At 59.1% G+C, this 22,094-nt stretch carries 17 protein-coding genes; 14 read left to right on the forward strand and 3 right to left on the reverse strand.

The annotated features are described in order from the left end of the window. Positions 1-42: 42 nt before the first annotated feature. From LOY67_RS12695 to LOY67_RS12715, 5 genes are all read left to right on the forward strand, one after another. On the forward strand, positions 43-288 hold the full coding sequence (locus LOY67_RS12695) for a hypothetical protein (RefSeq protein ID WP_265067495.1): 246 nt from the start codon (positions 43-45) through the stop codon (positions 286-288). A gap of 109 nt (positions 289-397) precedes the next feature. Next, positions 398-1,180, forward strand: coding sequence for a hypothetical protein (locus LOY67_RS12700; protein WP_265067496.1), 783 nt, complete (start codon positions 398-400; stop codon positions 1,178-1,180). Between the two features lie 163 nt (positions 1,181-1,343). Continuing rightward, on the forward strand, positions 1,344-1,643 hold the full coding sequence (locus tag LOY67_RS12705) for a chorismate mutase (protein ID WP_265067497.1): 300 nt from the start codon (positions 1,344-1,346) through the stop codon (positions 1,641-1,643). A 228-nt stretch (positions 1,644-1,871) separates the two neighbouring features. Then, positions 1,872-2,213: a hypothetical protein gene (locus tag LOY67_RS12710; protein ID WP_265067498.1), complete on the forward strand. Its 342-nt coding sequence runs from the start codon at positions 1,872-1,874 to the stop codon at positions 2,211-2,213. Between the two features lie 365 nt (positions 2,214-2,578). Continuing rightward, positions 2,579-3,136 carry a cupin domain-containing protein gene (locus LOY67_RS12715; RefSeq protein ID WP_265067499.1) on the forward strand — a complete coding sequence of 186 codons (558 nt, stop codon included), beginning with the start codon at positions 2,579-2,581 and terminating at the stop codon, positions 3,134-3,136. Positions 3,137-3,161: 25 nt separating this feature from the next. On the opposite strand, the gene LOY67_RS12720 is transcribed toward LOY67_RS12715, so the two are convergent. Continuing rightward, on the reverse strand, positions 3,162-4,046 hold the full coding sequence (locus LOY67_RS12720) for a LysR substrate-binding domain-containing protein (protein ID WP_265067500.1): 885 nt from the start codon (positions 4,044-4,046) through the stop codon (positions 3,162-3,164). 144 nt (positions 4,047-4,190) lie between these two features. Here LOY67_RS12720 and LOY67_RS12725 point away from each other — a divergent pair, with 144 nt between their 5' ends. Beyond that, complete coding sequence (locus LOY67_RS12725) at positions 4,191-7,223, forward strand: FAD-binding and (Fe-S)-binding domain-containing protein (protein WP_265067501.1); 3,033 nt, start codon at positions 4,191-4,193, stop codon at positions 7,221-7,223. 296 nt (positions 7,224-7,519) lie between these two features. Here the strand turns inward: LOY67_RS12725 and LOY67_RS12730 are convergent, their stop codons facing one another. After that, a complete protein-coding gene (locus LOY67_RS12730) occupies positions 7,520-8,248 on the reverse strand; it encodes an MgtC/SapB family protein (RefSeq protein WP_265067502.1) in 729 nt (242 codons plus the stop codon). Between the two features lie 59 nt (positions 8,249-8,307). Next, on the reverse strand, positions 8,308-9,693 hold the full coding sequence (mgtE, locus tag LOY67_RS12735) for a magnesium transporter (protein ID WP_265067503.1): 1,386 nt from the start codon (positions 9,691-9,693) through the stop codon (positions 8,308-8,310). Between the two features lie 1,152 nt (positions 9,694-10,845). Here mgtE and LOY67_RS12740 point away from each other — a divergent pair. The 8 genes from LOY67_RS12740 (at position 10,846) to LOY67_RS12775 (ending at position 22,082) form a co-directional block, all read left to right on the forward strand. Then, a complete protein-coding gene (locus LOY67_RS12740; protein WP_265067504.1) occupies positions 10,846-11,022 on the forward strand; it encodes a hypothetical protein in 177 nt (58 codons plus the stop codon). 307 nt (positions 11,023-11,329) lie between these two features. Then, on the forward strand, positions 11,330-12,349 hold the full coding sequence (locus LOY67_RS12745; RefSeq protein WP_265067505.1) for an EAL domain-containing protein: 1,020 nt from the start codon (positions 11,330-11,332) through the stop codon (positions 12,347-12,349). 192 nt (positions 12,350-12,541) lie between these two features. Beyond that, the gene (locus LOY67_RS12750; protein WP_265067506.1) at positions 12,542-13,168 is read left to right on the forward strand and encodes a response regulator transcription factor; all 627 of its coding nucleotides are present in this window, start codon (positions 12,542-12,544) and stop codon (positions 13,166-13,168) included. Further along, a complete protein-coding gene (locus tag LOY67_RS12755) occupies positions 13,168-16,803 on the forward strand; it encodes a transporter substrate-binding domain-containing protein (RefSeq protein WP_265067507.1) in 3,636 nt (1,211 codons plus the stop codon). The genes LOY67_RS12750 and LOY67_RS12755 overlap by 1 nt, the downstream gene beginning before the upstream one ends. A 411-nt stretch (positions 16,804-17,214) precedes the next feature. Beyond that, the gene (locus LOY67_RS12760) at positions 17,215-17,706 is read left to right on the forward strand and encodes a hypothetical protein (RefSeq protein WP_265067508.1); all 492 of its coding nucleotides are present in this window, start codon (positions 17,215-17,217) and stop codon (positions 17,704-17,706) included. A 389-nt stretch (positions 17,707-18,095) separates the two neighbouring features. Beyond that, entirely contained in the window at positions 18,096-18,617 is a 522-nt protein-coding gene (locus tag LOY67_RS12765; protein WP_265067509.1) for a fimbrial protein, read from the forward strand. Between the two features lie 101 nt (positions 18,618-18,718). Beyond that, complete coding sequence (locus LOY67_RS12770) at positions 18,719-19,387, forward strand: molecular chaperone (RefSeq protein WP_265067510.1); 669 nt, start codon at positions 18,719-18,721, stop codon at positions 19,385-19,387. A gap of 220 nt (positions 19,388-19,607) precedes the next feature. After that, the gene (locus LOY67_RS12775) at positions 19,608-22,082 is read left to right on the forward strand and encodes a fimbria/pilus outer membrane usher protein (RefSeq protein ID WP_265067511.1); all 2,475 of its coding nucleotides are present in this window, start codon (positions 19,608-19,610) and stop codon (positions 22,080-22,082) included. Positions 22,083-22,094 lie beyond the last annotated feature (12 nt).

Consider the following 22,094-nt stretch of genomic DNA (forward strand, 5'->3'; position numbering starts at 1 on the left):
CACACCGTACCGCCGCGAACTCATCAAAAGGTTGGGTTGGAGATGATGAACGCCGATAGCAAAGACAGAGTCGCGCAGATATTCGACCAGCTCCGGGCTCTGCGCGAAAGCGTGAACGAGCTTCAGGAAAAAGAGTTGCGCAGAGGAATAGCGCTTCGTGGCCAGCAAACCGTAGACGTCGACGAAGCGGTCCATCAGTCTTTTGCAGACCTTCAGAGTCACATCGCGGGAATGGAAGAGGTGCTGGCGACGATTGCCGAGGCCACCGGGATTATCCCGAAGCTCTGACGGTCCTTTGCGACTTTCGATGAATCTGATCGCCGAATGGAATTCACCAGGGCGTTGAGCCTGAACGGGCGAACACTGTATCGGCGCACAAACAACAGGCAGCCATTTAATGCACACCCGATTCCACGGTAACGGAACGCCAGGAAACCCATCTGCAGGCACATGCGATGAGTACCGCCTCAGTTCAATTTCCTGCCTGGATGATCTGATCGAGGCACATCGCAAGATCGCTGCCGACCACCCCGGATTCAGACCGCTCTTCTCATTGGATGATCTGGCCCAGGCGCGCTACACCTCCGGGCATGCGCGCGATAATCTGCGGCTGGACGAGGCCACGGAACAGGAGATTGCCGGGTTGCCTGCGGAATGCTTCGAGCAGGGTGAGTACCTGGGCTATCCAACGACGAAGGCCGAATTCGCCATCTGCTTGCGCAATTTCACAGAATTGGTTGAAACCGCCTCGTTCGAAAACGCTTGTGCTCACGGCTTGACCCTCGATGAGCAGGCGCTGCAAGAGTGGATCGGCTATCAGGACAACCCTGTTTCCCTTCTCGACCAACCCGTATCGGCACTTCTGGTTCCGGTCGAGCAGGCCTGTCAGGCGCTTGCCGCGTTTCCCAACGGCTATTTCAGTTGCGACCTCGACCCCGCGCAGAACTTTGCGGTTGCACGGCATTTTTCCCTTGCCTATGGTTATGAGTTGATAGGGGTTGGGGCGGCTTATCTCGGCTTCCTGCGTGCAGAGCCTCCCAGTCCCTCCATCGTCAGTGCTGTGGCGGCGGATTTCTGTGTGCTCTACAACACCCCTGATGAAAACCGGCAAGCATTGGTTTCAGCCGTCACAAAGGCTCTCTCTGGCCGGACACATTTGTGGCTGCGCTACACGGAATGAAGCCCGACGAAAGGACATGACAGGCGCGGGTTGCAGGTTCACGACAAAACCTGTGGGAGCGAGCCTGCTCGCGATAGCGGTGGGCCTGCTTGTATCGATGCTGAATGTGCCACCGTATCGCGAGCAAGCTCGCTCCCACCATGGTCGAAGAAGGAGATAAAGAATGGAATTACGCTGCACATCAATCGAAGAAGTCCGCCAGCAGATAGACCAGATCGACCGCGAGGTCGTTGCGCTCCTCGCCAGGCGCGGCAACTTCGTCACCCAGGCGGCAGGCTTCAAGAAAACCACGGATGATGTGCGTGCGCCGGCGCGGGTCGAGCAGGTCATCAGCAAAGTGCGCGGGATTGCGAATGAAGCCGGTGCCTCGCCGGATGTCGTGGAGCGGGTCTACCGGGCCATGATCGCTGCGTTCATTGACGAAGAACTGAAAACCCACTCGGCCCTGACAGCCCAGTCCTGACGCCATCGGCGTTCATCATCACTCAGGCTCAGCGAGGCTGGAAACCCGGCTTCGCGACGCCAGGGCACGCAACTATTGTTAGAACTAATAGTGACCATCACTAAACGCATGTTCTGCTTTGTCGCCAGCCGTTGGACAATCGCACCCATCGAACAAGTGGCTCAAGACATACGCAACACTGTTCCGTAGTCCTGCGAGCCTGATCCTTTTATTTTCTGGATGAAACTGATGCGCTTTCTATTCGTGCCTGTCATGGCGTTTGCCTCTTTGCTGCTCGCCGGTTGTGCCTCCGCGCCAAACGATCCGACGCTGACCCTGCAGACCCAGAAGACCCCGGCCCAGTATGCCGAGTGCGTTGTGCCGAAATTGCAGGACAGTCAGTTGAACCCGACCGTCTCACAGACCCAGCGCAGCTACCGGATCGTCGTGCCGAGCAAAGTCTCCGCGGACAACGTGCTGGAGGCCTACAAGGCCGGGAACGGCGGCAAGGTGTTCATCTACGAGCGGCACCTGCTGGCCTCGAACCTGCTGCCGTCGAGTTTTGAGCGTGCCGCAGAGGACTGCATCTGATCTCGTCGCTTTTCACAGAGCTCCTTTGGTTGGCCGCAACCAACCAATTCCTTGCCCCGTGACCCATTTGGTTACGGGGCTTTTTTATGCCGGTGGAAAAGTACTGCAATCATGCCCACCCCCAATCCCCTGTGGGAGCGGGTTTGCCAGTTCTTCACGCGGGTACGTCAACCCTCGTTTCAGCCGTCACCAATCGTGGCAGACACTCCCACTGCAATCATGCTTCGGATATTTCCTACAGGCTGTTCGGACATTTCCAAATGCTTCTGTGATTGTCGACATTGAGAATAGCGCCGGACTGACTTGGTGGCGGTTTGGGTGGCTGGCCGAGCGGGATCTCTTTCTTGCCGAGTCCGGGAGTGTTGATGTGCAAGTTCAATGACCACGAGGAACCGGCGAAAAATGCCGGGCGCCGAAACTTCCTGTTTCTTCTGGGTAATACGACTGCCTGGGTAGCGGCAGGCGCTTTGTTGGTGCCATTGTTTTCGGCAACGCAGGCAGTTGCTGGCGAGGAAGCCATGCCCCGATTGATGGATGGTAATCAGCGCTATGTGGCTGACAGCGGGGCGGTCAAGGTCACCCAGTTGCTGAAAACATCGACCAGTTGGGACGGCCAACCGCTTGTCTATCCACGCGGGGCAGCCCAGGTGACCGGAATGCTGGTCGAACTCAGTGCGGGTGCTGAAACCGGTTGGCACCTGCACCCTGTGCCGTCGTTTGCGCTGTTGCTGGAAGGGGAGTTGGAGGTAACCCTCAAGGATGGGAGCAAGAAACGACTGAAGGCCGGAGAAGCAGTGGCCGAGGTAGTGGGTACTTGGCACAACGGGCGTAATCCGGGGTATACGCCGGCCAAACTGGTGGTGTTTTATGCGGGGGTCGAAGAGATGCCGTTGACGACGCCCGCCGCTCGACCTCTTCAGTAGTTCAACCACACAAAACCGGTCGTGATCAGATCTGTTCCAACAACCAACTACGAAACGCCCGCAACGACGGTAGCATTTCGTTGCGTGGCGGATAGGTGAGGTAGTAACTGCGCCGGCTGGCGAAGGGCAGGTCGAGGCCGATCAGCTCGCCGTTGGCCAGCTCGTCGGCCACCAGGATACGCGGCACCAGGCCGATGCCGATATCCGCCCGCACCGCCTGGATCAAGTGCGAGGTGAGTTCGAAACTCGGGCCCAGGCGCATCCTGGCGTGGGGCAGGCTGTAATGACTGAACCAGTCGCCCCAGACGTTGGGGTTGTTCGCCACGTTGAGCAGCATCTGCTCACTGATCCGTTCCGGCGTCCACGCCTGGTGGGCCTTGGCTGCCTGTGCCGAGATGACCACGATCAGTTCTTCGGCGTGCAGGCGGTGGCTGATCAGGCCCGGCAGGTCGGCGGTGCCGACGACGATGGCGGCGTCGATGCCGCTGGTGTCGAAGTCGATGGCATCGATGCGGGAGCTGATGTGTACGAGGATGCCGGGGTGGGTTTTGTAGAACTCATGCAGGCGTGGCAGCAGCCACTTCGAGCCGAAGGTCGGCAACGTCGCCAGGCGCAGGGTGCCGCTGCCGGATTGATACGCCATCGCCTGTAGCGTTGCGCTGCGGATGCGGCCGAGGGCTTCGCTCATCTCGCGCTGATAGAGGCGACCGACATCGGTCAGCCGGACCTGGCGGCCTTCGCGACGAAACAGCGTCAGCCCCAGTTGTTCTTCCAATGCCTGGACTTGCCGGCTGACCGCGCTTTGCGTCAGCGAGAGTTCAACCGCGGCCCGGGTGTAGCTTTCATGTCGAGCGGCGGCTTCAAACGCCAGCAGCAGTGACATGGACGGAGTAAGGTGACGGTAATTCATTCGTAAAAGTCATCGATAGCGGCAGGAATATCCGTTTGTCCAGGCACAGAACCTGAAGGAACATTGAGCCAGGTCGTTCCGAGCCTGACCTATTCATGCGCAGGCGACAAGTATTTACGTGATTAGCCCCCCAAGAGGCCGTTAATGATTGCCCAACTGCCCGTTGTAGCCCCTGCGGCCCACTACCCGGAATTTCTCGAAGCCCTGCGCGCCAGTGGCTTTCGTGGTCATCTGAGCGCCGACTACGGCACCCGTACCGTGCTGGCGACCGACAACTCGATCTACCAGCGCCTGCCGCAAGCAGCGGTGTTTCCCCAGGACGCTGACGACGTTGCGCGCATCGCCACCTTGATGGCCGAGCCGCGGTTTCGCCAGATCAAGCTGACACCCCGGGGCGGTGGCACCGGGACCAACGGCCAGTCGCTGACCGACGGCATCGTGGTCGATCTGTCGCGGCACATGAACACCATCCTCGAAATCAACGTGGCCGAGCGTTGGGTCCGGGTGCAGGCCGGTGTGGTCAAGGACCAACTCAACGCCGCGCTCAAGCCCCACGGCTTGTTTTTCGCGCCAGAACTGTCGACCTCCAACCGCGCCACTGTGGGCGGTATGATCAACACCGATGCCAGCGGCCAGGGCAGTTGCACCTACGGCAAGACCCGCGACCACGTGCTGGAACTGCACAGCGTGCTGCTCGGCGGTGAGCGCCTGCACACTCAGCCGCTCTCCGATGCCGAGCTGGAAACGGTGTGCGCTGAACCGGGTCGCATCGGCGAGGTGTACCGCACCGCACGGCAGATCCAGGAAACCCAGGCCGAGTTGATCGAGTCGGTATTCCCCAAGCTCAATCGCTGCCTGACCGGTTACGACCTGGCGCACCTGCGCGATGACAACGGTCGCTTCAACCTCAACAGTGTGCTGTGCGGCGCCGAGGGTTCGCTGGGTTTTGTGGTCGAGGCCAAGCTCAACGTACTGCCGACTCCCAAGTATTCGGTGCTGGTGAATGTGCGTTACGGCAGCTTCATGGATGCCCTGCGCGACGCCAATGCGTTGCTGGCCCACAAGCCGCTGTCCATCGAAACGGTGGACTCCAAGGTGTTGCTGCTGGCGATGAAAGACATTGTCTGGCACAGCGTCGCCGAGTATTTTCCGGCCGACGCCGAGCGCCCGACCCTGGGCATCAACCTGGTGGAGTTCAGCGGTGACGACGTCGCGCAAGTGAACGCCGATGTGGCGGCTTTCGTGACGCATCTGCAGAGCGACACGACCATCGAGCGCCTGGGCCATACGCTGGCGGAAGGGGCCGGAGCGGTGAACCGCGTCTATGCCATGCGCAAGCGTTCGGTCGGGTTGCTGGGTAATGTCGAAGGCGAGGTCCGTCCACAGCCGTTCGTGGAAGACACCGCCGTGCCGCCGGAGCGGCTGGCCGACTACATCGCCGAGTTTCGCGCATTGCTGGACGGTCATGGCTTGAGCTATGGCATGTTCGGTCACGTCGACGCCGGTGTGCTGCACGTGCGGCCGGCACTGGACATGAAAGACCCGGCCCAGGCCGCGCTGGTCAAGCCGATTTCCGATGCCGTGGCCGAACTCACCCAGCGTTATGGCGGCTTGCTCTGGGGTGAACACGGCAAGGGTTTGCGCTCGGAGTACGTGCCGGCGTTTTTTGGCGATCTATACCCGGCGCTGCAATCGCTCAAGGGCGCGTTCGATCCGCACAACCAGCTCAACCCCGGCAAGATCTGCACGCCGCCGGATGCCGCCGAAGGTTTGCTCAAGGTCAACGAGGTGACGCTGCGCGGTGACCTGGATCGGCAGATCGACGAGCGCGTCTGGCAGAGCTACGGCACCGCCGTGCACTGCAACGGCAATGGCGCCTGCTACAACTTCGATCCCGACGACGCCATGTGCCCGTCGTGGAAAGCCACCCGCGAACGCCAGCATTCTCCCAAGGGGAGGGCGTCGCTGATGCGTGAATGGTTGCGCCTGCAAGGTGCGGCCAATGTCGATGTACTGGAAGCGGCGCGGGGCGGTGCGTCGTGGCTGAAAGGCTTGCCGGCGCGGCTGCGTAACAATCGTGCGCGTTCCCAGGGCGAGGCGGATTTCTCCCATGAAGTCTATGACGCCATGGCCGGCTGTCTGGCCTGCAAGTCCTGCGCGGGACAGTGTCCGATCAAGGTCAACGTGCCGGAGTTCCGCTCGCGTTTCCTGCAGCTCTACCATGGCCGCTATCAACGGCCACTGCGTGATTACCTGATCGGTTCGCTGGAATTCACCATTCCCTACATGGCCTATGCACCAGGGCTCTACAACGCGGTGATGGGCTCGACATGGCTGAGTCGTCTGCTGGCGGGCCAGGTGGGCATGGTCGACAGCCCGCTGATCAGCCGCTACAACTTCCAGGCCACGTTGAGCCGCTGCAAAGTATCGGTCGCCAGCGTGCCGGCCCTGCGCGAACTCACGCCCGCGCAACGGGAGCGCAGTGTGGTGCTGGTGCAGGATGCTTTCACCCGCTACTTCGAGACGCCGTTGTTGGCCTCGTTTATCGAACTGGCGCATCAGTTGGGCTACCGGGTGTTCCTGGCGCCGTACAGCGCCAACGGCAAGCCGCTGCATGTGCAGGGTTTCCTGGGGGCATTCAACAAGGCGGCGATCCGCAACGCCACCCAGCTCAAGGCTCTCGCCGACTGCTCGGTGCCCCTGGTCGGCCTCGATCCGGCCATGACCCTGGTCTACCGCCAGGAATATCAGAAGGTGCCAGGGATCGGTGATTGCCCGAAAGTCCTGCTGCCTCAGGAATGGCTGGTCGATGTGGTTCCCCAACAGCCGGATCCCGCTGCCCGGACCTTCCGCCTGCTGGCGCACTGCACCGAAAAGACCAACGTGCCCGCCAGTACGTCCCAGTGGCAAAGCGTGTTCGCCAAGTTGGGGCTCACGCTGGTGACCGAGGCGACGGGCTGCTGCGGGATGTCCGGTACTTACGGCCATGAACTGCGCAACCAGGAGACTTCGCGGACTATTTTCGAACAGTCCTGGGCCGGCAAGCTGGACAAGGAAGGGGAGGCATTGGCGACGGGGTATTCGTGCCGCAGTCAGGTGAAGCGGTTGGCGGACAAGCAGTTGCGGCATCCGTTGGAGGTGGTGTTGGAGCAGGTGTTGGTGGCGCGGCGCGGTTAAGGAGTGGGTGGGTCAGCTTGCATTGATGTTGGATGTACCATCGCCATCGCGAGCAGGCTCGCTCCCACAGTTTTCCGAGGTGGCCACAGAAATAAGGTCCACCCCAGATCCCCTGTGGGAGCGAGCTTGCCCGCGAAAGCGGTGGGTCAGCTTGCATCAGGCTTGAGTGTACCGCCGCCATCGCGAGCAAGCTCGCTCCCACAGTTTTCCGAGTCGGCCAGGGAAATCATGCCCACCGCAAATCCCCTGAGGGAGCGGGCTTGCTCGCGAAGGCGGTGGGTCAGCTTGTATCGTATTCATCCTGTTGTACTCGGACTCCAGAACGCCTGTCGTACACCCGGCAAAGCCGTCAACTTGAGCATCAGCGCATCCAGCTCATCGCCATCAATTGAAGTCACGGTGAGGGTGGCCTCGATTTCCACATCGTCCTCACCGAAAGCGTTGACCTCCAGGTCGTGCACCGGGTAACGGCCACTTTCCAAACTGACCTCCAATGCCTTCATGATTTCCTTCTGGCGCTCCTTGTCGGCAATCACATACACCGTGTTGGTAACCTCCACCGATTCCACGTCGAGCGGTTGCCGGTTGATGGCGTTGACGATGGGGCGCAGCAGCGTGTTGGCCGATAGCACGAACAACGTACCCAGCACGGCCTCGATCAGCATGCCGGTACCGGCGGCTACGCCAACGGCGGCCGACCCCCAGAGCGTCGCGGCGGTATTGATGCCGCGGATATTGCCCTCTTCGCGCATGATCACGCCGGCCCCCAGAAAGCCCACGCCCGAGACTACATAGGCCACCACGTGCAAAGGGCTTGCCGGGCCGCCATAGATGGCGTGAAAACGCATGGCGACATCGACGAACAGCGCGGCTCCTACTGCAACCAGCACGTTGGTGCGCAAGCCCGCCGTGCGCTGGCGATACTGGCGCTCCAGGCCAATTACGGCGCCAAGGAGGAAAGCAGTCAGCAGGCTAGCCAGTGTATTGAGCGACGCAGTCAGATCCATATGTTGAGTGATGTACATAATGTTCCCCCTCAATAATGAGGCCCAGCATGGCTGGGCTTCATTACAGAATTGCTGAATCAGACCGATGTTTGCGTCAGCAGGTCACCCAGGAAGGCATAGGCGAAGCCGAAGTAGATGAATACGCCCAGCAGGTCCATGATCGAGGTGATCAACGGTGAGGACAGCGTGGCCGGATCGGTGCCGATGCGGCGCGCAAGGAACGGCAGGAGCGCGCCAATGATGCCGCCGAGCACTGTACAGACCAGCATGCTCAAGCCAACCACCATCAGCACATCGAAACCGACGCCCTTGGCGAAGTAGGCCAGAACGACTTCCACCACCGCGACCACCACGCCCAGCGCTGCCGCCACTGGCAGCTCACGCTTGATGATGAACCCCACATCGGACCATTTGAGCTTGAGTTCTCCCAGCGCCATCGCACGAATCACCAGGGTGGCTGACTGGCTGCCGGTGTTGCCGCCCATGTCCACGATCGGTGCAATGAAGGCCGCCAGTACGATGACCTGTGTCAGGATTTCTTCCTGCGCAGCGACGAAAGTACTGGTCAGGATGCCGAAGATAGTGAGTATCACCAGCCAGAACACGCGCACTGTGAACATCTGCTTGAACGACGAGGCTATGACGTCCAGATCGGGGCCGCCCAGGTTGGCCGTACCGCCGAAGCGGGCGAGCTGGGTAGCGTCCTGTTGCTTTTCGATATCCATGGCGTCATCGACCGTGACGATACCTATCATCCGCTCGCCGCCATTGGTTACCGGCAACGCGAGCAGGTCGTAATGGCGAATCAGTTCGGCGGCTTGCTCACGTGGCCACTGGGCACGAGCGAACACTGGGTCGCGGCGCATGATCGCGCCGATGCTTGTGGACGCGTCAGCCAGTACCAGGTCGCGCAACGATACGGTGCCGTTGAGCCGATGATCCTGATCGAGCACATAGATGCTATAGATGGTTTCCTTGTCAGGGGCCGTGGCACGGACATGGGCCAGCGCCTCGGCCACCGTCATGTCCGGTGAAACATGAACGTAATCCGAAGTCGTTGCCGAGCCGGCGGTTCCTTCCGGATAGGCTGCCAGGTTCAGGATGTCATCGCGCTCGACCTTGGCCAGTGCAGGCAAGAGCTTCTGCTTGGCTTCCTCGCCCAGACGGTTATAGAGATCGGCACGGTCGTCCGAAGGCATGTGCTCGAACAGCATGACCACGGCCTCGCGCGGCATTGCGCGCAGCAAGGCGTCCTGGCGTTTCCCGGGAAAATGGGCGAACAGCTCGGCGCGCGCGAGCGGGGCGAGGGTGAGTAGCAGAGAGGCCGTGTCCTTCGTGTTCAAGACATCAAGAGCCTCGACCAGATCGGAAGGGTGGATGTATTTGGCAAGGTTGATGAAGCCCGCTGCATCGAGCGAGTGGGACAGGGTACGAACAGAAAACAGGAGGTCTTCGCGGTTCATGGGGATGCTCCTTTCCGGCCTTTTGATGACCGTGGGCATGCCCGATCTTTCAGATCATGGGCAAGCCTCGGCGGTTGAAGGCCAATAACGGGGTGAAAAAATTGATATTCAAGCGACAAGATCTACTAGGGTCAGGGTCCATGACGGTCTCCGGTAGGTTGATGAAATGCCACGGGCGCAGGCGTCCGAGGCGCGACTGAGTTCCAGCCGAGGTGCTCCTGGCAACAGGGCGGAATCAGGCGCGAAACAATAAACAGGTTCGTGCGTCATCCTTCGACGGCGCATACAGGCGCGCAGCCGCGAAGTCGCTGCCAACATTCATGGCAACAAATCAGATGCATATGGGAAGAAGCAAAAGGCGACCGGAGCCCGGTCGTTTGATACCACTACCCGCCAGATCGGCAAGGCAGTAGCGAGAGAAGAACCCGCGATTACCTTACCTGTGGTTAGTCGAATGGAATCGACTACTGAAACTGTCCACGGTAAGCACTCCAAGATTTAAACGGGCGGCATCATAGCCCTCTGGATAGGGCCTGACAACCTGTTTTGGGTGAAAAATGGCGACAGCTTGCACCCATGCTGAATCTGCCGCTGCCATCGCGAGCAGGCTCGCACACAGTTTTTCCGCGTCGCCCGCAGAAATCATACCCACCCCAGCCCCCCTGTGGGAGCGAGCTTGCCCGCGAAAGCGGTGGGTCAGCTTGCATTGATGTTGGATGTAATGCCGCCATCGCGAGCAGGCTCGCTCCCACAGTTTTTCCGCGTCGTCCGCAGAAGTCATGCCCACCCAGATCCCCTGTGGGAGCGAGCTTGCTCGCGAAAGCGGTGGGTCAGTTTGCTGCGATGTTGGACCTGGCGGAAGCGGGCTGAGAAAACCGGCTATCAGACAAATCTTGGAGACTCAAGTTCAGATTTATACTGTCGATACAGTTCTTACAACAAGAAGGAGCGTTTCGAATGAATACCCGACTTAGTTCTGTAGGCACTTTGCTTTTCTTCAGTATGGCTGGGACCTGTCTCGCAGCTCCACCACCGCCGTCACATGGCGTCATTCACTTTGTCGGCAATATCGTTGAGCCTCCCTGCAGTGTCGGCGGCCAATCGGCGACTCTCAGCCTGAAGGCGTGTCCCAGCCTGGCGCGAGGAAACGTCATGAGCGTACGTCCCGTGGGCACCGTCAGCAGCCTGGACAACTCCCCGGTAAACGTCCGGCTGGTCGCGGACAGTGGCAAGGGCGGGCGCTATTTCAATCAGGACTACGTCCTGGAGGACAGCGCAGGCAAACCCATCACCCGTGGTGCCTACCTGGTGACACTGACCTCGCCTTAGGCCGCGCTGCCGTAGCGTATGTCTTGGGAATTTTCCTACAAGCCCTTGGGAGCGCAGTCATTCTGATGCTCCCTCCCTCTCTGTAAAAATCGTCGCATCAGCCCAAGGCATTGGCAGGCGACAGATGACCTCTCTGCGTGTTCTCGTTCTAGACAAGCATTCTTTACAGCGCGATATGGTCATCCATGCATTGCAGCGTTCGGGTGTTTCAGACATTTTGCCCGCCAGCAGCGGTGGGCAGGCACTGGTTTCGCTCCAGAAACAGGGGGGGGTGGACGTCGCCCTCTGTGATTTGAGCGGTCAAGGCATGGATTGCCTTGATTTTCTTAACTGCGCAAGTCGGCTTTCCCTGATTCAGGCGGTCATCCTCTATTGCGAATTCCAACCGCAATTGCGCCGGGCCATCGAGCAGATGGCGTCGTTTACCGGCCTCAAGTTGCTCGGGATCCTGAGCACGCCGATACAGGTCAAACCCCTACAGAAAATGCTGCTGCGCTACCGGCGTGAACGGGCGCTGAGTCCTCGTGTCCCGATCCCTGTCACCTTGCCCACTGAAAGTGACATTCGCCGTGGGCTGGCCCTGGGGGAGTTTTGTGCGTTCTTCCAGCCAAAGTTCAGGCTGGCCGACGGTGAGGTGGCCGGTGTCGAGGTCCTGGCGCGCTGGCAGCATCCGGTCCATGGCCTGCTTCTGCCCAAGGATTTCCTCGCGGCAGTGCTGGCTTACGACCTGATCGATGAGATGTTCAAGCAGTTGTTGAAGAAAGGCCTCGGTCTGCTGGGCGTGCTGGACCGGGAGAAGCAGCCGCTGGAGTTGTCCTTCAATCTGCATGCGTCACAACTGAAGGGCGCGGCACTGATTGACCACATTCGTCAGGTCTTGCGCTTCCATAACCTGTGCGGAACAAAACTGACCTTCGAGTTGGCCGAAAACGGCCTTCTGGAAATGCCTCCGGACGTCCAGGAGAACCTGCTACGGCTGCGAATGATGGGCTGTGGGCTTTCAATCGACGATTTTGGCGTCGGGTTTTCCTCACTCAAGCTGCTTTGCCAACTGCCATTCACCGAAATCAAGCTGGACGGCGAATTCGTCCAGAGCCTCGATGAGCCGCGAAGCAGGGCCGTCATCCTGAGCACCATCGCCCTGGCGCGCTCATTGGACATGGCACTGGTCATCGAAGGCGTCAGCGAGGAAAAACAATGCCGCACGCTGATTGAAATGGGCTGTGTGTTGGGGCAAGGGTTTTATTACGCAAAACCCATGTCCTCCCACGAACTGTTGCTCTGGCTACAAAGCCCGGCCATTGCTTTTCGCAGAAGCCAAACCTGATTTCTTTCGAGTTGATCTACGGACAGAGTCTTTTTTGATAAGGATATGAGGGCTGGCGCACGACATACAGAAAATTATCTGACAGCTATTCACGCCGATAAGGCATGCGTTTATCTTGTCTGACTATCTGCCTGAAAAACGGTTTTTAGCTTCGCTCGATATTGTCAGGTTATTGATTTTTCAGGGGTTCATATGCTGAAGGCCATAGTAGTAGACGATCACCCGTTCATTCGTTCCGCGGTGAGAGCCATTCTGAAGCAGGAACAATATGAAATCGTCGCCGAAGCAGGCAACGGCGCCGAAGCGGTGCAGTTGATCCGCGAGCATGTGCCGGATCTGGTCCTGATGGACATCGCCATGCCGGGTGTCGACGGACTGGACGCCCTGGGCCGGATTGCGAGCCTGAAGCTGCCGGTCAAGACCCTGGTCCTGACATCGTTGTTGCCGGTGTTCTTCTCCATGCGCTGCATGCGGGCCGGGGCGTCGGGCTATGTGTCCAAGGCCGATGACCTGGAAGAACTGGTCAAGGCGATCAACGCCATCAAGTCCGGCTACACCTTCTTTCCCGACCTGACGGTGACCTCGGTGTGCCGCGACGATGTCCAGGCGACGGAGCAGGCGCTGATCCAGAAGCTTTCCGACCGTGAACTGTCGATCCTGCAGCAGCTTGCCAGAGGCTTGTCGAACAAGCAGATCGGCGAAGAAATGCTGTTGAGCAACAAAACCATCAGTACCTACAAGGCGCGCCTGATCGAGAAGCTCAACTTGAAATCGCTGGTGCACCTGTCGGATATGGCCAAGCGTAACAGCCTGATTTGATGGGCCTTTATCGTCGATTTTGCCTGGCATTGCTGCTGGCCCTGTGGTCTGTTTGCGGCTGGGTGCACGCGGCGGCGAAGTTCGAGCCGCAAGCCGAAGCCTTCCAGCTGTTCGGACGTTCAACTGTCGATGACTATGAAGTCGAGCTCGATGAGTCGGACTGGGGCTGGCTGCGGCACAAGGGCGCCTTGACCCTGGGGATCTCCGCGCCGGATTACCCGCCGTTCGACCTGACCACCAACGGCCATGACTACGAAGGGCTCACCGCCGATTACGTCGGCCTGATTGCGCAGTTGCTGCATGTCCAGGTGCACATCCGTCGCTACGATTCGCGGTCGGAACTCATCGAGGCGTTGAAAAAAGGCGAGATCGACCTGCTCGGCACCGCCAATTCCTTCGAGGCAAAGGACTCGGGCGTAGCGATGTCCAACGCCTATGCCGAAGACCAGCCCATGCTGGTCACCCGTGGTGATGACAAGAAGGCACTGACAGCGGACCTGGCGGACAAACGAATCGCCATGTTGTATCACTACTTGCCTTCGCAGGATGTCCACGCGTTCTATCCCGGGGCGCACCTGGTGCTCTATCCGTCGACGTTGAGCGCCATCAGCGCCGTGGCGTTCGGTCAGGCGGATGTCTATCTGGGCGATGTCATCAGCGCCAACTACCTGATCGAAATGAATTATCTGAACAACATACAGTTGACGGATTTTTCCGCGATGGAGGGCGGTCGCTTTGCCTTTGCCTTACCCGTGCACAACGAGCGCCTGCTGCGCATCATCAACAGTACGCTGAGCGCGATCCCCCTGGGCGAACGCATGAGCATCCTGCGCCGCTGGGGCGCGGCCGAAATGAACATCCAGGCGCAGCACCGCCTGCACCTGAATGCCCGGGAGCAACGCTGGCTCGAACAGCACCCCCGGATCAAGGTCTCGGTGATGGAGAACTTCCTGCCGCTTTCATTCTTCGACGAGATCGGCCGGTTTCGCGGCGCCAGTGCCGATGTGCTGGCAAAAATCACTGCGCGCACCGGTTTGCAGTTCGATGTCGTGCGCAGCAATTCGATGGTCAGGCAAGTGGATGACGTCGAGGCCGGCAGGGCGGACCTTATCGCCGGCATGACCCCCAGCAGCGAGCGGGAAAGCAAGGTCCGGTTCAGCCGGCCCTATCTGACGACGCCTTTCATCCTGGTCAACCGGACAGGCGCCGATAGCTCGCAGACCCTGGAGGATATGGCCGGCAAGCGGGTTGCGCTGACGCAGGGAGTCATGTCCCAGGACTACTTCCAGAACAACTTTCCGAACGTCCAACTCGTTTACACCCAGAACAACGACCAGGCCATGGGCATGGTAGTCAAGGGTGAAGCCGATGCGGCGATCAATACCCTGATCAGCGCCCGCTATACCATTGCGCAGCGCTATCAGGGCCGTTTGCAGATGACCAGCACCGTCGGCTCCGAGCCCGCCCGGGTCGCGTTCGCCACCAATCGAGGTGCCCTGGAGTTGTACTCGATCCTGGATAAGGCCTTGCTGAGCATCACGCCCGAGGAAATGGCCGAGATCAGCAACCGCTGGCGCAACGATGTGGTGGTCAACGACAGCTACTGGTTGCGTAACCGCGAGGCGATCATCCAGGGCTTCATGATTGCCGGCGGGTTGTTGTTGCTGGCCTTCTTCTGGATCGCCTACCTGGCAAGACAGATCCGTCGCCGGAAAGCGGCGGAGCGAGCCCTTGGCAATCAGCTGGAGTTCATGCGTGTCTTGATCGATGGAACGCCTCATCCCATCTACGTCCTGGACGGTGAAGGTCGCATCCTGATCTGCAACAACGGCTATCTGGAGGCGGTCGGGCTGGCCCTCGACGAGGCTCTGGGCAAATGGGCCGCCGACAGCATGTTTGCCGATCCGGCCGAGGCCACGAACTACCACACCGAATACCTTCAGGTCATGGCCGAAGGCGTCGCCCGTACCGAAGACCGTGAGCTGACCCTGACGGATGGGCGCGTGCTGACCATCTACCACTGGATGCTGCCGTACCGCGACAGCGACGATGCGATCATCGGCATGATCGCCGGCTGGATCGACGTCAGCGAGCGCCAGCAGTTGCTTGGCATGGTGCAGGAAGCCAACCGGGCCAAGACGACCTTCCTGGCGACCATGAGCCATGAGATCCGCACACCGATGAACGCCGTCATCGGCATGCTGGAACTGACCCTGAAAAAAGCCGATCAAGGCGTGCTCGATCGTTTCGCCATTGAGGTGGCGTCCGGGGCCGCCCATGGCCTGCTGGACCTGATTGGTGACATCCTCGACATCGCGCGGATCGAGTCGGGCAAGTTGTCGCTGACCCCGGAGCGGGCGAACCTGGCAGACATGCTCAAATCCCTGGGCAACATTTTCGATGGGTTGGCCCAACAGAAACATCTGGCGCTGGTGCTGGCGCTGGACGCCAAGGTCGATTGCGACGTGTTGATCGATCCGTTGCGGTTCAAGCAGATCATTTCCAACTTGCTGAGCAATGCGATCAAGTTCACCGCCGAGGGTGAGGTCCGGCTGATGGTCGAGGTCTTGCCGTCCAGCACCGCCGAGCAATTGTCCATCCGGTTGCGGGTGGAAGACACGGGCACCGGGATCTCCGAAGCAGACCAACAGCAACTGTTCAGCCCCTTCAGCCAGGCCAGTAACAACAACCAATCGGCCCGCAGCGGTTCGGGGTTGGGGCTGATGATCAGCCGGACCTTGTGCGAAATGATGGGCGGGCAGTTGCACTTGCACAGTGTGCTGGGGCAGGGCACGCAGATCGAGGTGCAGTTGCAGTTGCCGGTGCTGGAGCCGGTTCCGGCGGAGCTGGCGTCTGTTATTGAAGAGTCCTCCTCGCAACACACGCTGGCGATCCTGGTGGTCGATGACTACCCGGCCAATCGGCTGCTGCTGTCCAAGCAACTGGGTTACCTCGGCCACAAGGTGGTCGAAGCCCAGGACGGCGCCCATGGGCTGCGGGCCTGGCGCAGCAAGCATTTCGATGTGGTGATTACCGACTGCAACATGCCGATCATGAATGGTTACGCCCTTGCCCGCGCCATCCGTGACGAAGAGGCGCAACGGGGCACCTCCCGTTGCCTGATCATCGGCTTTACCGCCAACGCCCAGCCTGACGAAAAAGACCGCTGCCTGGATGCGGGCATGGACGACTGCCTGTTCAAACCCATCAGCTTGAAAGAGCTGGGCAAGCGCCTGGACCAGGTGGAAACCGAGGCGGTGGACGCCTTCATGGACCCGCCCGAGCCCGAACCGAGCGGCAGTATCGACCTCGTCAGCCTTGAACAACTGGTGCGCGGTGATGAGGTCGCCATGCAAGCCCTGGTGAATGACCTGGCGGTGAGCAACCAGGAAGACTTCGAAAGCCTGTCGGGCATGCTGCTGGAGCAGGACCTGCCGGCACTGTCGAACCTGGCGCACAAGATCAAGGGCGGCGCCCGCATCGTCAAGGCCTGGCGACTGATTGCCGCTTGCGAACAGATGGAGGCTGTTTGTGAGGCGAGGGATCTGCATCTGCTCGAAGAGGTCGGCGCTAGCTTGCAACTCGAAATGTCGGCATTGGCCGATGCCCTGAACATCTACAGCCGCAAGGCCTAAGACCAGTCACCACAAAACCCTGTGGGAGCGAGCCTGCTCGCGATAGCGGTGGATCAGCTTGCATCAATGCTGAATGCTCTGCCGCCATCGCGAGCAAGCTCGCTCCCACAGTTTCCCGGGGTGCCCTCGGTATTTGTATTCACCACAACTCCCCCTGTGGGAGCGAGCCTGCTCGCGATAGCGGTGGGTCAGCTTGCCTCAATGCTGAATGTACCGCCGCCATCGCGAGCAGGCTCGCTCCCACAGTGTCCCAGGGTGTTCACGATACTTGTGTTCACCACAACTAGTCGCAGGAAAATTCCTACATTATCTTGGGCCGAAGCGCCTACGTCCAAATCCACCCCAACCTTATCCTGAAGTTCAGATGAAAGAACTCTCTTTCGCCTACTTCCATTAACGGGGTGTTATTGATTGCGTGCTTTAAACAAGTTCACCTTATCGTTTCTAGCCATCATGGCCGCCAGCACGGAGCAGGTATTTGCACAGGAATGCGATGTAACGCTAACGGAATCCAACCGCAATGTTGGCTACCTGATCACACTCAAGTCGAAAACAAAGGACACCCGGATCATCACCCTGGAAGCCACCTGTCCACGGTCATCGCAATTGGTCGTGTCGATAGAAGGCGAGCTGGGGGACGCCGGGTTATTCGCCCAGACCGGTCCCCTGAATGTGCGCCTGAGCCACACCCAACTCGATGGCCGCTACGTCGATCTGGCCCAACCACGCTCATCCAAGGCGCCGCGGGGCGCTTATGCTTCCTCGGTCATGGCGGTACCGGGCGATCTGATCATCCCCATCGTCAGCGGACGCCCCGTCAAGGGCAGGGTCCTTACGATGCAGATTGAAGTCAGCGCAGTAAAAGCCGATGGGCTTCTGTCTTTTCTGGTGAATGGCTATTGAACGAGTAACAGGCTTCCCCTTTGCCCAACGTCAGTTGGGTTTTTTTTATCTGCGATTCAAGACAGGTATCGGTTAACTCCAGTCCAGCGCAAAACCCTGTGGCGAGGGGATTCATCCCCGCTGGACTGCGCAGCAGTCCCAACTACTGAACTCCCGGTGTATCGGGCGATTTGAATGGGGGCCGCTTCGCGACCCAGCGGGGATAAATCCCCTCGCCACAGAAAAAGTGATGCTCAGATTTCCTTGGGAAATTTCCTACAAGTGCTACGGAAACCCGACCTATAGAGGCAAGGCTAGACCTGCGAATATTCACACAGCTCTCCTACAGAACAAACGAGAGTTCAGGCGCTGTTACAAGCGCTCGTTTCTTAACTTCAAGGAATACCGAAATGAAAAAGACTCTGATCGCTGTAACCCTGCTGGCTGGTGCCGGTGTTGCTGGCCTGGCTAATGCCGCCGACGGTAAAATAAACTTTACCGGTACTGTAACTTCTGCGGCCTGCACCATTACTCCAGCCACCGCCACCCAGTCGGTCGCCTTGGGTACCGTCAATACATCGGCTCTGGCAACTGTAGGTAGTGTCGCTTCTCCGACCAAGTTCAGCATCGTATTGAGTTCTTGCCCGGTCGCAGTTACCAGCGCCACCGTGAAGTTCGATGGACCGACCGATGCAACTAACAAAAACCTGTTGGCACTGACAGCCGGTACCGGTGTGGCTACTGGTGTGGGTGTCGGCTTGTATGAAAGCGATGCAACCACTCAGATTGCGGTGGGCAGCCCCTCGGCAAGCAAACCCCTTTCGGCCAGCGCCGACACCACCTTCCAATTCGTCGCCAAATACATGGCTACCGGCACCGTGGCCGCCGGTACCGCGAACGCTGTAAGTGACTTCACCGTCAGCTACAACTAAGCAAAAGGGCCGGGCATCAATAGTTAATGCCCGGCCTGCTCTGGCTATTCAAAGTTGTATCCCTGTGAATGACTGCAACGCTATTCAAGGAGAATTTATCAATGCATTGGCTAAAATCCGTTTGTATCGCCACTTGTCTTGTAGGGGTCGTTAATACCTCTTGGGCCGGCGTGGTGGTCGGTGGAACACGCGTTGTGTATGACGGTTCGAAAAAAGAAGCGTCGATTTCCGTGAGCAATCCGGAAAAGAAAACCCCTTACCTGATTCAGTCCTGGGTCGAGGACGGCACTAAAAAGGCGCCGTTCATCATGACGCCGCCGTTGTTCCGTCTCGACGCGGGGCAGGAAAACATGCTGCGCATCATCCGTACCGGCGGCCAGTTTCCGGATAACCAGGAATCAGTTTTCTGGGTCAACGTCAAGTCGATCCCCGCCTCAGAGAAGACTGATGCCAATGAACTGCAGATTTCTGTAAAGACCCGCATCAAGCTGTTTTATCGTCCGGCCGGTTTGCCGGGTGACGCGGGTGAAGCATACAAGTCGTTGAAGTTCACCCGCAGCGGTGGTCAGTTGGTGGTCAACAATCCTACGCCTTACTACGTTTCTTTTTATAACGTGAGTGTGGGTGATAAGGAAATCAGCGACGCCGGTATGGTCGCGCCAAAAAGTTCATTGACCTGGACCTTGCCTGCCGGTGCGGGCGGTGCTGTCAGTTGGACGGCGATCAATGATTACGGTGGCATTTCCCCAGCGGCTAATGCACCGCTCTGATGATATGGCTGCAACGCATCAAGTATCTATCTAGTTCAAATTTCAATTGCCGGATCGACTGCCTGCCGGGTGTGGGGGTGGCTTGCATTTATACGTTAGTTGGGTGGAGAATTTTTATATGAGAGTGGAATGTCAGGGCCAGGCGCGACAGTGTGAATACAATACGCGCTCTTCTATTTTTACTCCCTCCCGTCTGGCAATGTTGATCACGGCCCATTGTATGGTGGGGTTCAGTTTGCAACCGGTCGTGGTAATGGCCGAGGATTATTTCAACCCCCATGCGCTGGAAATTGACACCACCGGCCAAGGCTCCGTTGATCTCCAGCATTTTTCCAGCCAGGGCGGGCAACTTCCCGGTACGTATCGGGTGGATATCTACGTGAACGACAACCGGGTCACCCAACGTGACGTGACCTTTGTCGACGTCGAAGGTAAGTTGCAACCCGAAGTGACCCCGCAGCAATTGCAAGAGATGGGCGTCAAGCTTGAAGCGCTGCCGAATCTGCAGAAACTGCCGGCCACGCAAATCATTACCCGCCTGCAGGACTATATTCCCGACGCCAGCAGCCGCTTCGACTTCAGCCGGCAGCGGCTGGACATCAGTATTCCGCAAGCGGCGCTCACCAGCGAGGCCCGTGGCTACGTCGACCCTGCCACCTGGGACCAGGGGATCACCGCCGGGCTGTTGAACTACAACTTCAGCGGCGCCAATACCTCGCGGGATGGTCGCTCGGGCACGGACGACAACTATTACCTGAACTTGCGCAGCGGCGTGAACCTGGGCGAATGGCGCTTGCGCAACTATTCCGCTTTCAACCAGAGCAATGGCCAAAGCAACTGGGACAACGTCAACACCTACGCGCAACGGGACGTCCAGTCGCTGAAGGGTCAATTGACCCTGGGTGACAGTTCCACCCCGAGCGATGTGTTCAACAGCGTGCAATATCGCGGTGCGCAACTGGCGTCGGACGACAACATGTTCCCCGACAGCCTGAAAGGCTTTGCGCCAGTGGTGCGTGGTATTGCCCAGAGCAATGCCCAGGTCACCGTGCGGCAGAACGGTTACATCATCTACCAGACCTATGTGGCGCCTGGTGCCTTCGCCATTACCGACCTGTATCCGACCTCGTCGAGCGGTGATATGGAAGTCACGATCAAAGAGGCCGACGGCACTGAGCGTCGTTCTCTGCAACCGTTCTCCGCCGTGCCGGTGATGTTGCGTGAGGGGCGGCTGAAATACTCGGCGACCGCCGGTGAATACCGTTCCAATGCCAGCGAAAGCAGCAATCCGACATTCGCCCAGGGCACGCTGATCTACGGCATGCCCCACGACACCACGTTGTATGGCGGCCTGTTGGGCTCCGATAAATATGCGGCAAGCAGCCTGGGTGTCGGCCATGGCTTTGGCGATTGGGGTTCGATTTCCACCGACGTGACCCAGGCCAAGACCGAACTGCGCGACGGTTCCAAGCATAGCGGCCAGTCCTATCGCTTCCAGTACGCCAAGGACATCGCTGCCACCGGCACCGCGTTCACCCTGGCGGGCTATCGCTATTCCACCAGCGGCTACTACGACTTCCAGGAAGCCAATGAGATCGATCCGGGCAACTTCAACAACTGGCGTGGGCTGTATAACAAGCGCAGCAAGGCACAGATCAACGTCAGCCAGTCCCTGGGCGAGTACGGCAACTTCTACGTCAACGGTTATCAGCAGGACTTCTGGCGCCAGAAGGGTTACGAGCGCAGTGTGAGTGCCGGTTATACCGCCGGTTATAAAGGCGTGACCTATGGCGTGGATTACACCTATACCCAGGCCCCGACCTATGAAGGCCGCAACAGCAAGGACCAGCAACTGTCCGTGAGCGTGCAGGTGCCTCTGGAGAAAGTGCTGCCCAACAGTTGGGCGCGCTACAACCTCAGCACCAGCAAACGGGGCAACACCACCCAGGATGTGGGCTTGAGCGGCACCGCGCTGGCGGATAACAACCTGAACTACAACGTGCAGCAGAGCTATGCCAACCAGGGAGTCGGCGGCAGCGGCGGTGCCAGCGCCAACTATAAGGGCACTTACGGCGAGGCGATGGCCGGCTACAACTACGACCGCAATTCCCAGCAGGTGAACTACGGGTTGCAGGGCGGCGTTGTCGCTCACCCTTATGGCGTGACGTTCTCTCAGCAACAGGGTGAAACCCTGGCGCTGGTGCGGGCACCGGGCGCTTCGGGCGTGAAGGTGCAAAACAATACCGGGGTCAAGACCGACTGGCGCGGTTACGCGGTGGTGCCGTACGTGAGTACCTACCGTCAGAACCGCGTCACGTTGGACGGTGAAACCTTGGCCGACGATGTCGACATCGAAAGCACCACCAAGACCGTCATCCCGACCAAGGGCGCGGTGGTACTGGCCAACTTCCAGACCCGTTCCGGTAGCCGGGCCATGATCACCCTCAAGCACCAGGGCAAACCGGTGCCGTTCGGGGCCACCGCCACCGTGGTGGAAGACACCATGGCAACGCCGAACAGCGCCATCGTGGGGCTGGATGGCGAGGTCTTTCTCGGTGGCGTACCGGATGCAGGGCAATTGCAGGTCAAATGGGGCGACCGCGCCGACCAGCAATGCAAGGTGGACTTCACATTGCCGAAGGTTTCCAAGGACGCGATTTCGACGGTGCGTACATTCGAGGCATCTTGTAAGTAAGTGCACGCCATC

This window comes from Pseudomonas sp. B21-056, from assembly GCF_026016325.1.
GTDB lineage: Bacteria > Pseudomonadota > Gammaproteobacteria > Pseudomonadales > Pseudomonadaceae > Aquipseudomonas.

What these genes read in the sequence shown, in the direction of transcription:
- mgtE (WP_265067503.1), bottom strand. Translation starts at nt 9,693, where the DNA reads ATGAACCGCGAAGACCTCCTGTTTTCTGTTCGTACCCTGTCCCACTCG.
- LOY67_RS12720 (WP_265067500.1), bottom strand. Translation starts at nt 4,046, where the DNA reads ATGAATTACCGTCACCTTACTCCGTCCATGTCACTGCTGCTGGCGTTT.
- LOY67_RS12700 (WP_265067496.1), top strand. Translation starts at nt 398, where the DNA reads ATGCACACCCGATTCCACGGTAACGGAACGCCAGGAAACCCATCTGCA.
- LOY67_RS12715 (WP_265067499.1), top strand. Translation starts at nt 2,579, where the DNA reads ATGTGCAAGTTCAATGACCACGAGGAACCGGCGAAAAATGCCGGGCGC.
- LOY67_RS12725 (WP_265067501.1), top strand. Translation starts at nt 4,191, where the DNA reads ATGATTGCCCAACTGCCCGTTGTAGCCCCTGCGGCCCACTACCCGGAA.
- LOY67_RS12745 (WP_265067505.1), top strand. Translation starts at nt 11,330, where the DNA reads ATGGATTGCCTTGATTTTCTTAACTGCGCAAGTCGGCTTTCCCTGATT.
- LOY67_RS12695 (WP_265067495.1), top strand. Translation starts at nt 43, where the DNA reads ATGATGAACGCCGATAGCAAAGACAGAGTCGCGCAGATATTCGACCAG.
- LOY67_RS12755 (WP_265067507.1), top strand. Translation starts at nt 13,168, where the DNA reads ATGGGCCTTTATCGTCGATTTTGCCTGGCATTGCTGCTGGCCCTGTGG.
- LOY67_RS12705 (WP_265067497.1), top strand. Translation starts at nt 1,344, where the DNA reads ATGGAATTACGCTGCACATCAATCGAAGAAGTCCGCCAGCAGATAGAC.
- LOY67_RS12730 (WP_265067502.1), bottom strand. Translation starts at nt 8,248, where the DNA reads ATGTACATCACTCAACATATGGATCTGACTGCGTCGCTCAATACACTG.
- LOY67_RS12765 (WP_265067509.1), top strand. Translation starts at nt 18,096, where the DNA reads ATGAAAAAGACTCTGATCGCTGTAACCCTGCTGGCTGGTGCCGGTGTT.
- LOY67_RS12770 (WP_265067510.1), top strand. Translation starts at nt 18,719, where the DNA reads ATGCATTGGCTAAAATCCGTTTGTATCGCCACTTGTCTTGTAGGGGTC.
- LOY67_RS12750 (WP_265067506.1), top strand. Translation starts at nt 12,542, where the DNA reads ATGCTGAAGGCCATAGTAGTAGACGATCACCCGTTCATTCGTTCCGCG.
- LOY67_RS12775 (WP_265067511.1), top strand. Translation starts at nt 19,608, where the DNA reads ATGGTGGGGTTCAGTTTGCAACCGGTCGTGGTAATGGCCGAGGATTAT.
- LOY67_RS12710 (WP_265067498.1), top strand. Translation starts at nt 1,872, where the DNA reads ATGCGCTTTCTATTCGTGCCTGTCATGGCGTTTGCCTCTTTGCTGCTC.
- LOY67_RS12740 (WP_265067504.1), top strand. Translation starts at nt 10,846, where the DNA reads ATGAGCGTACGTCCCGTGGGCACCGTCAGCAGCCTGGACAACTCCCCG.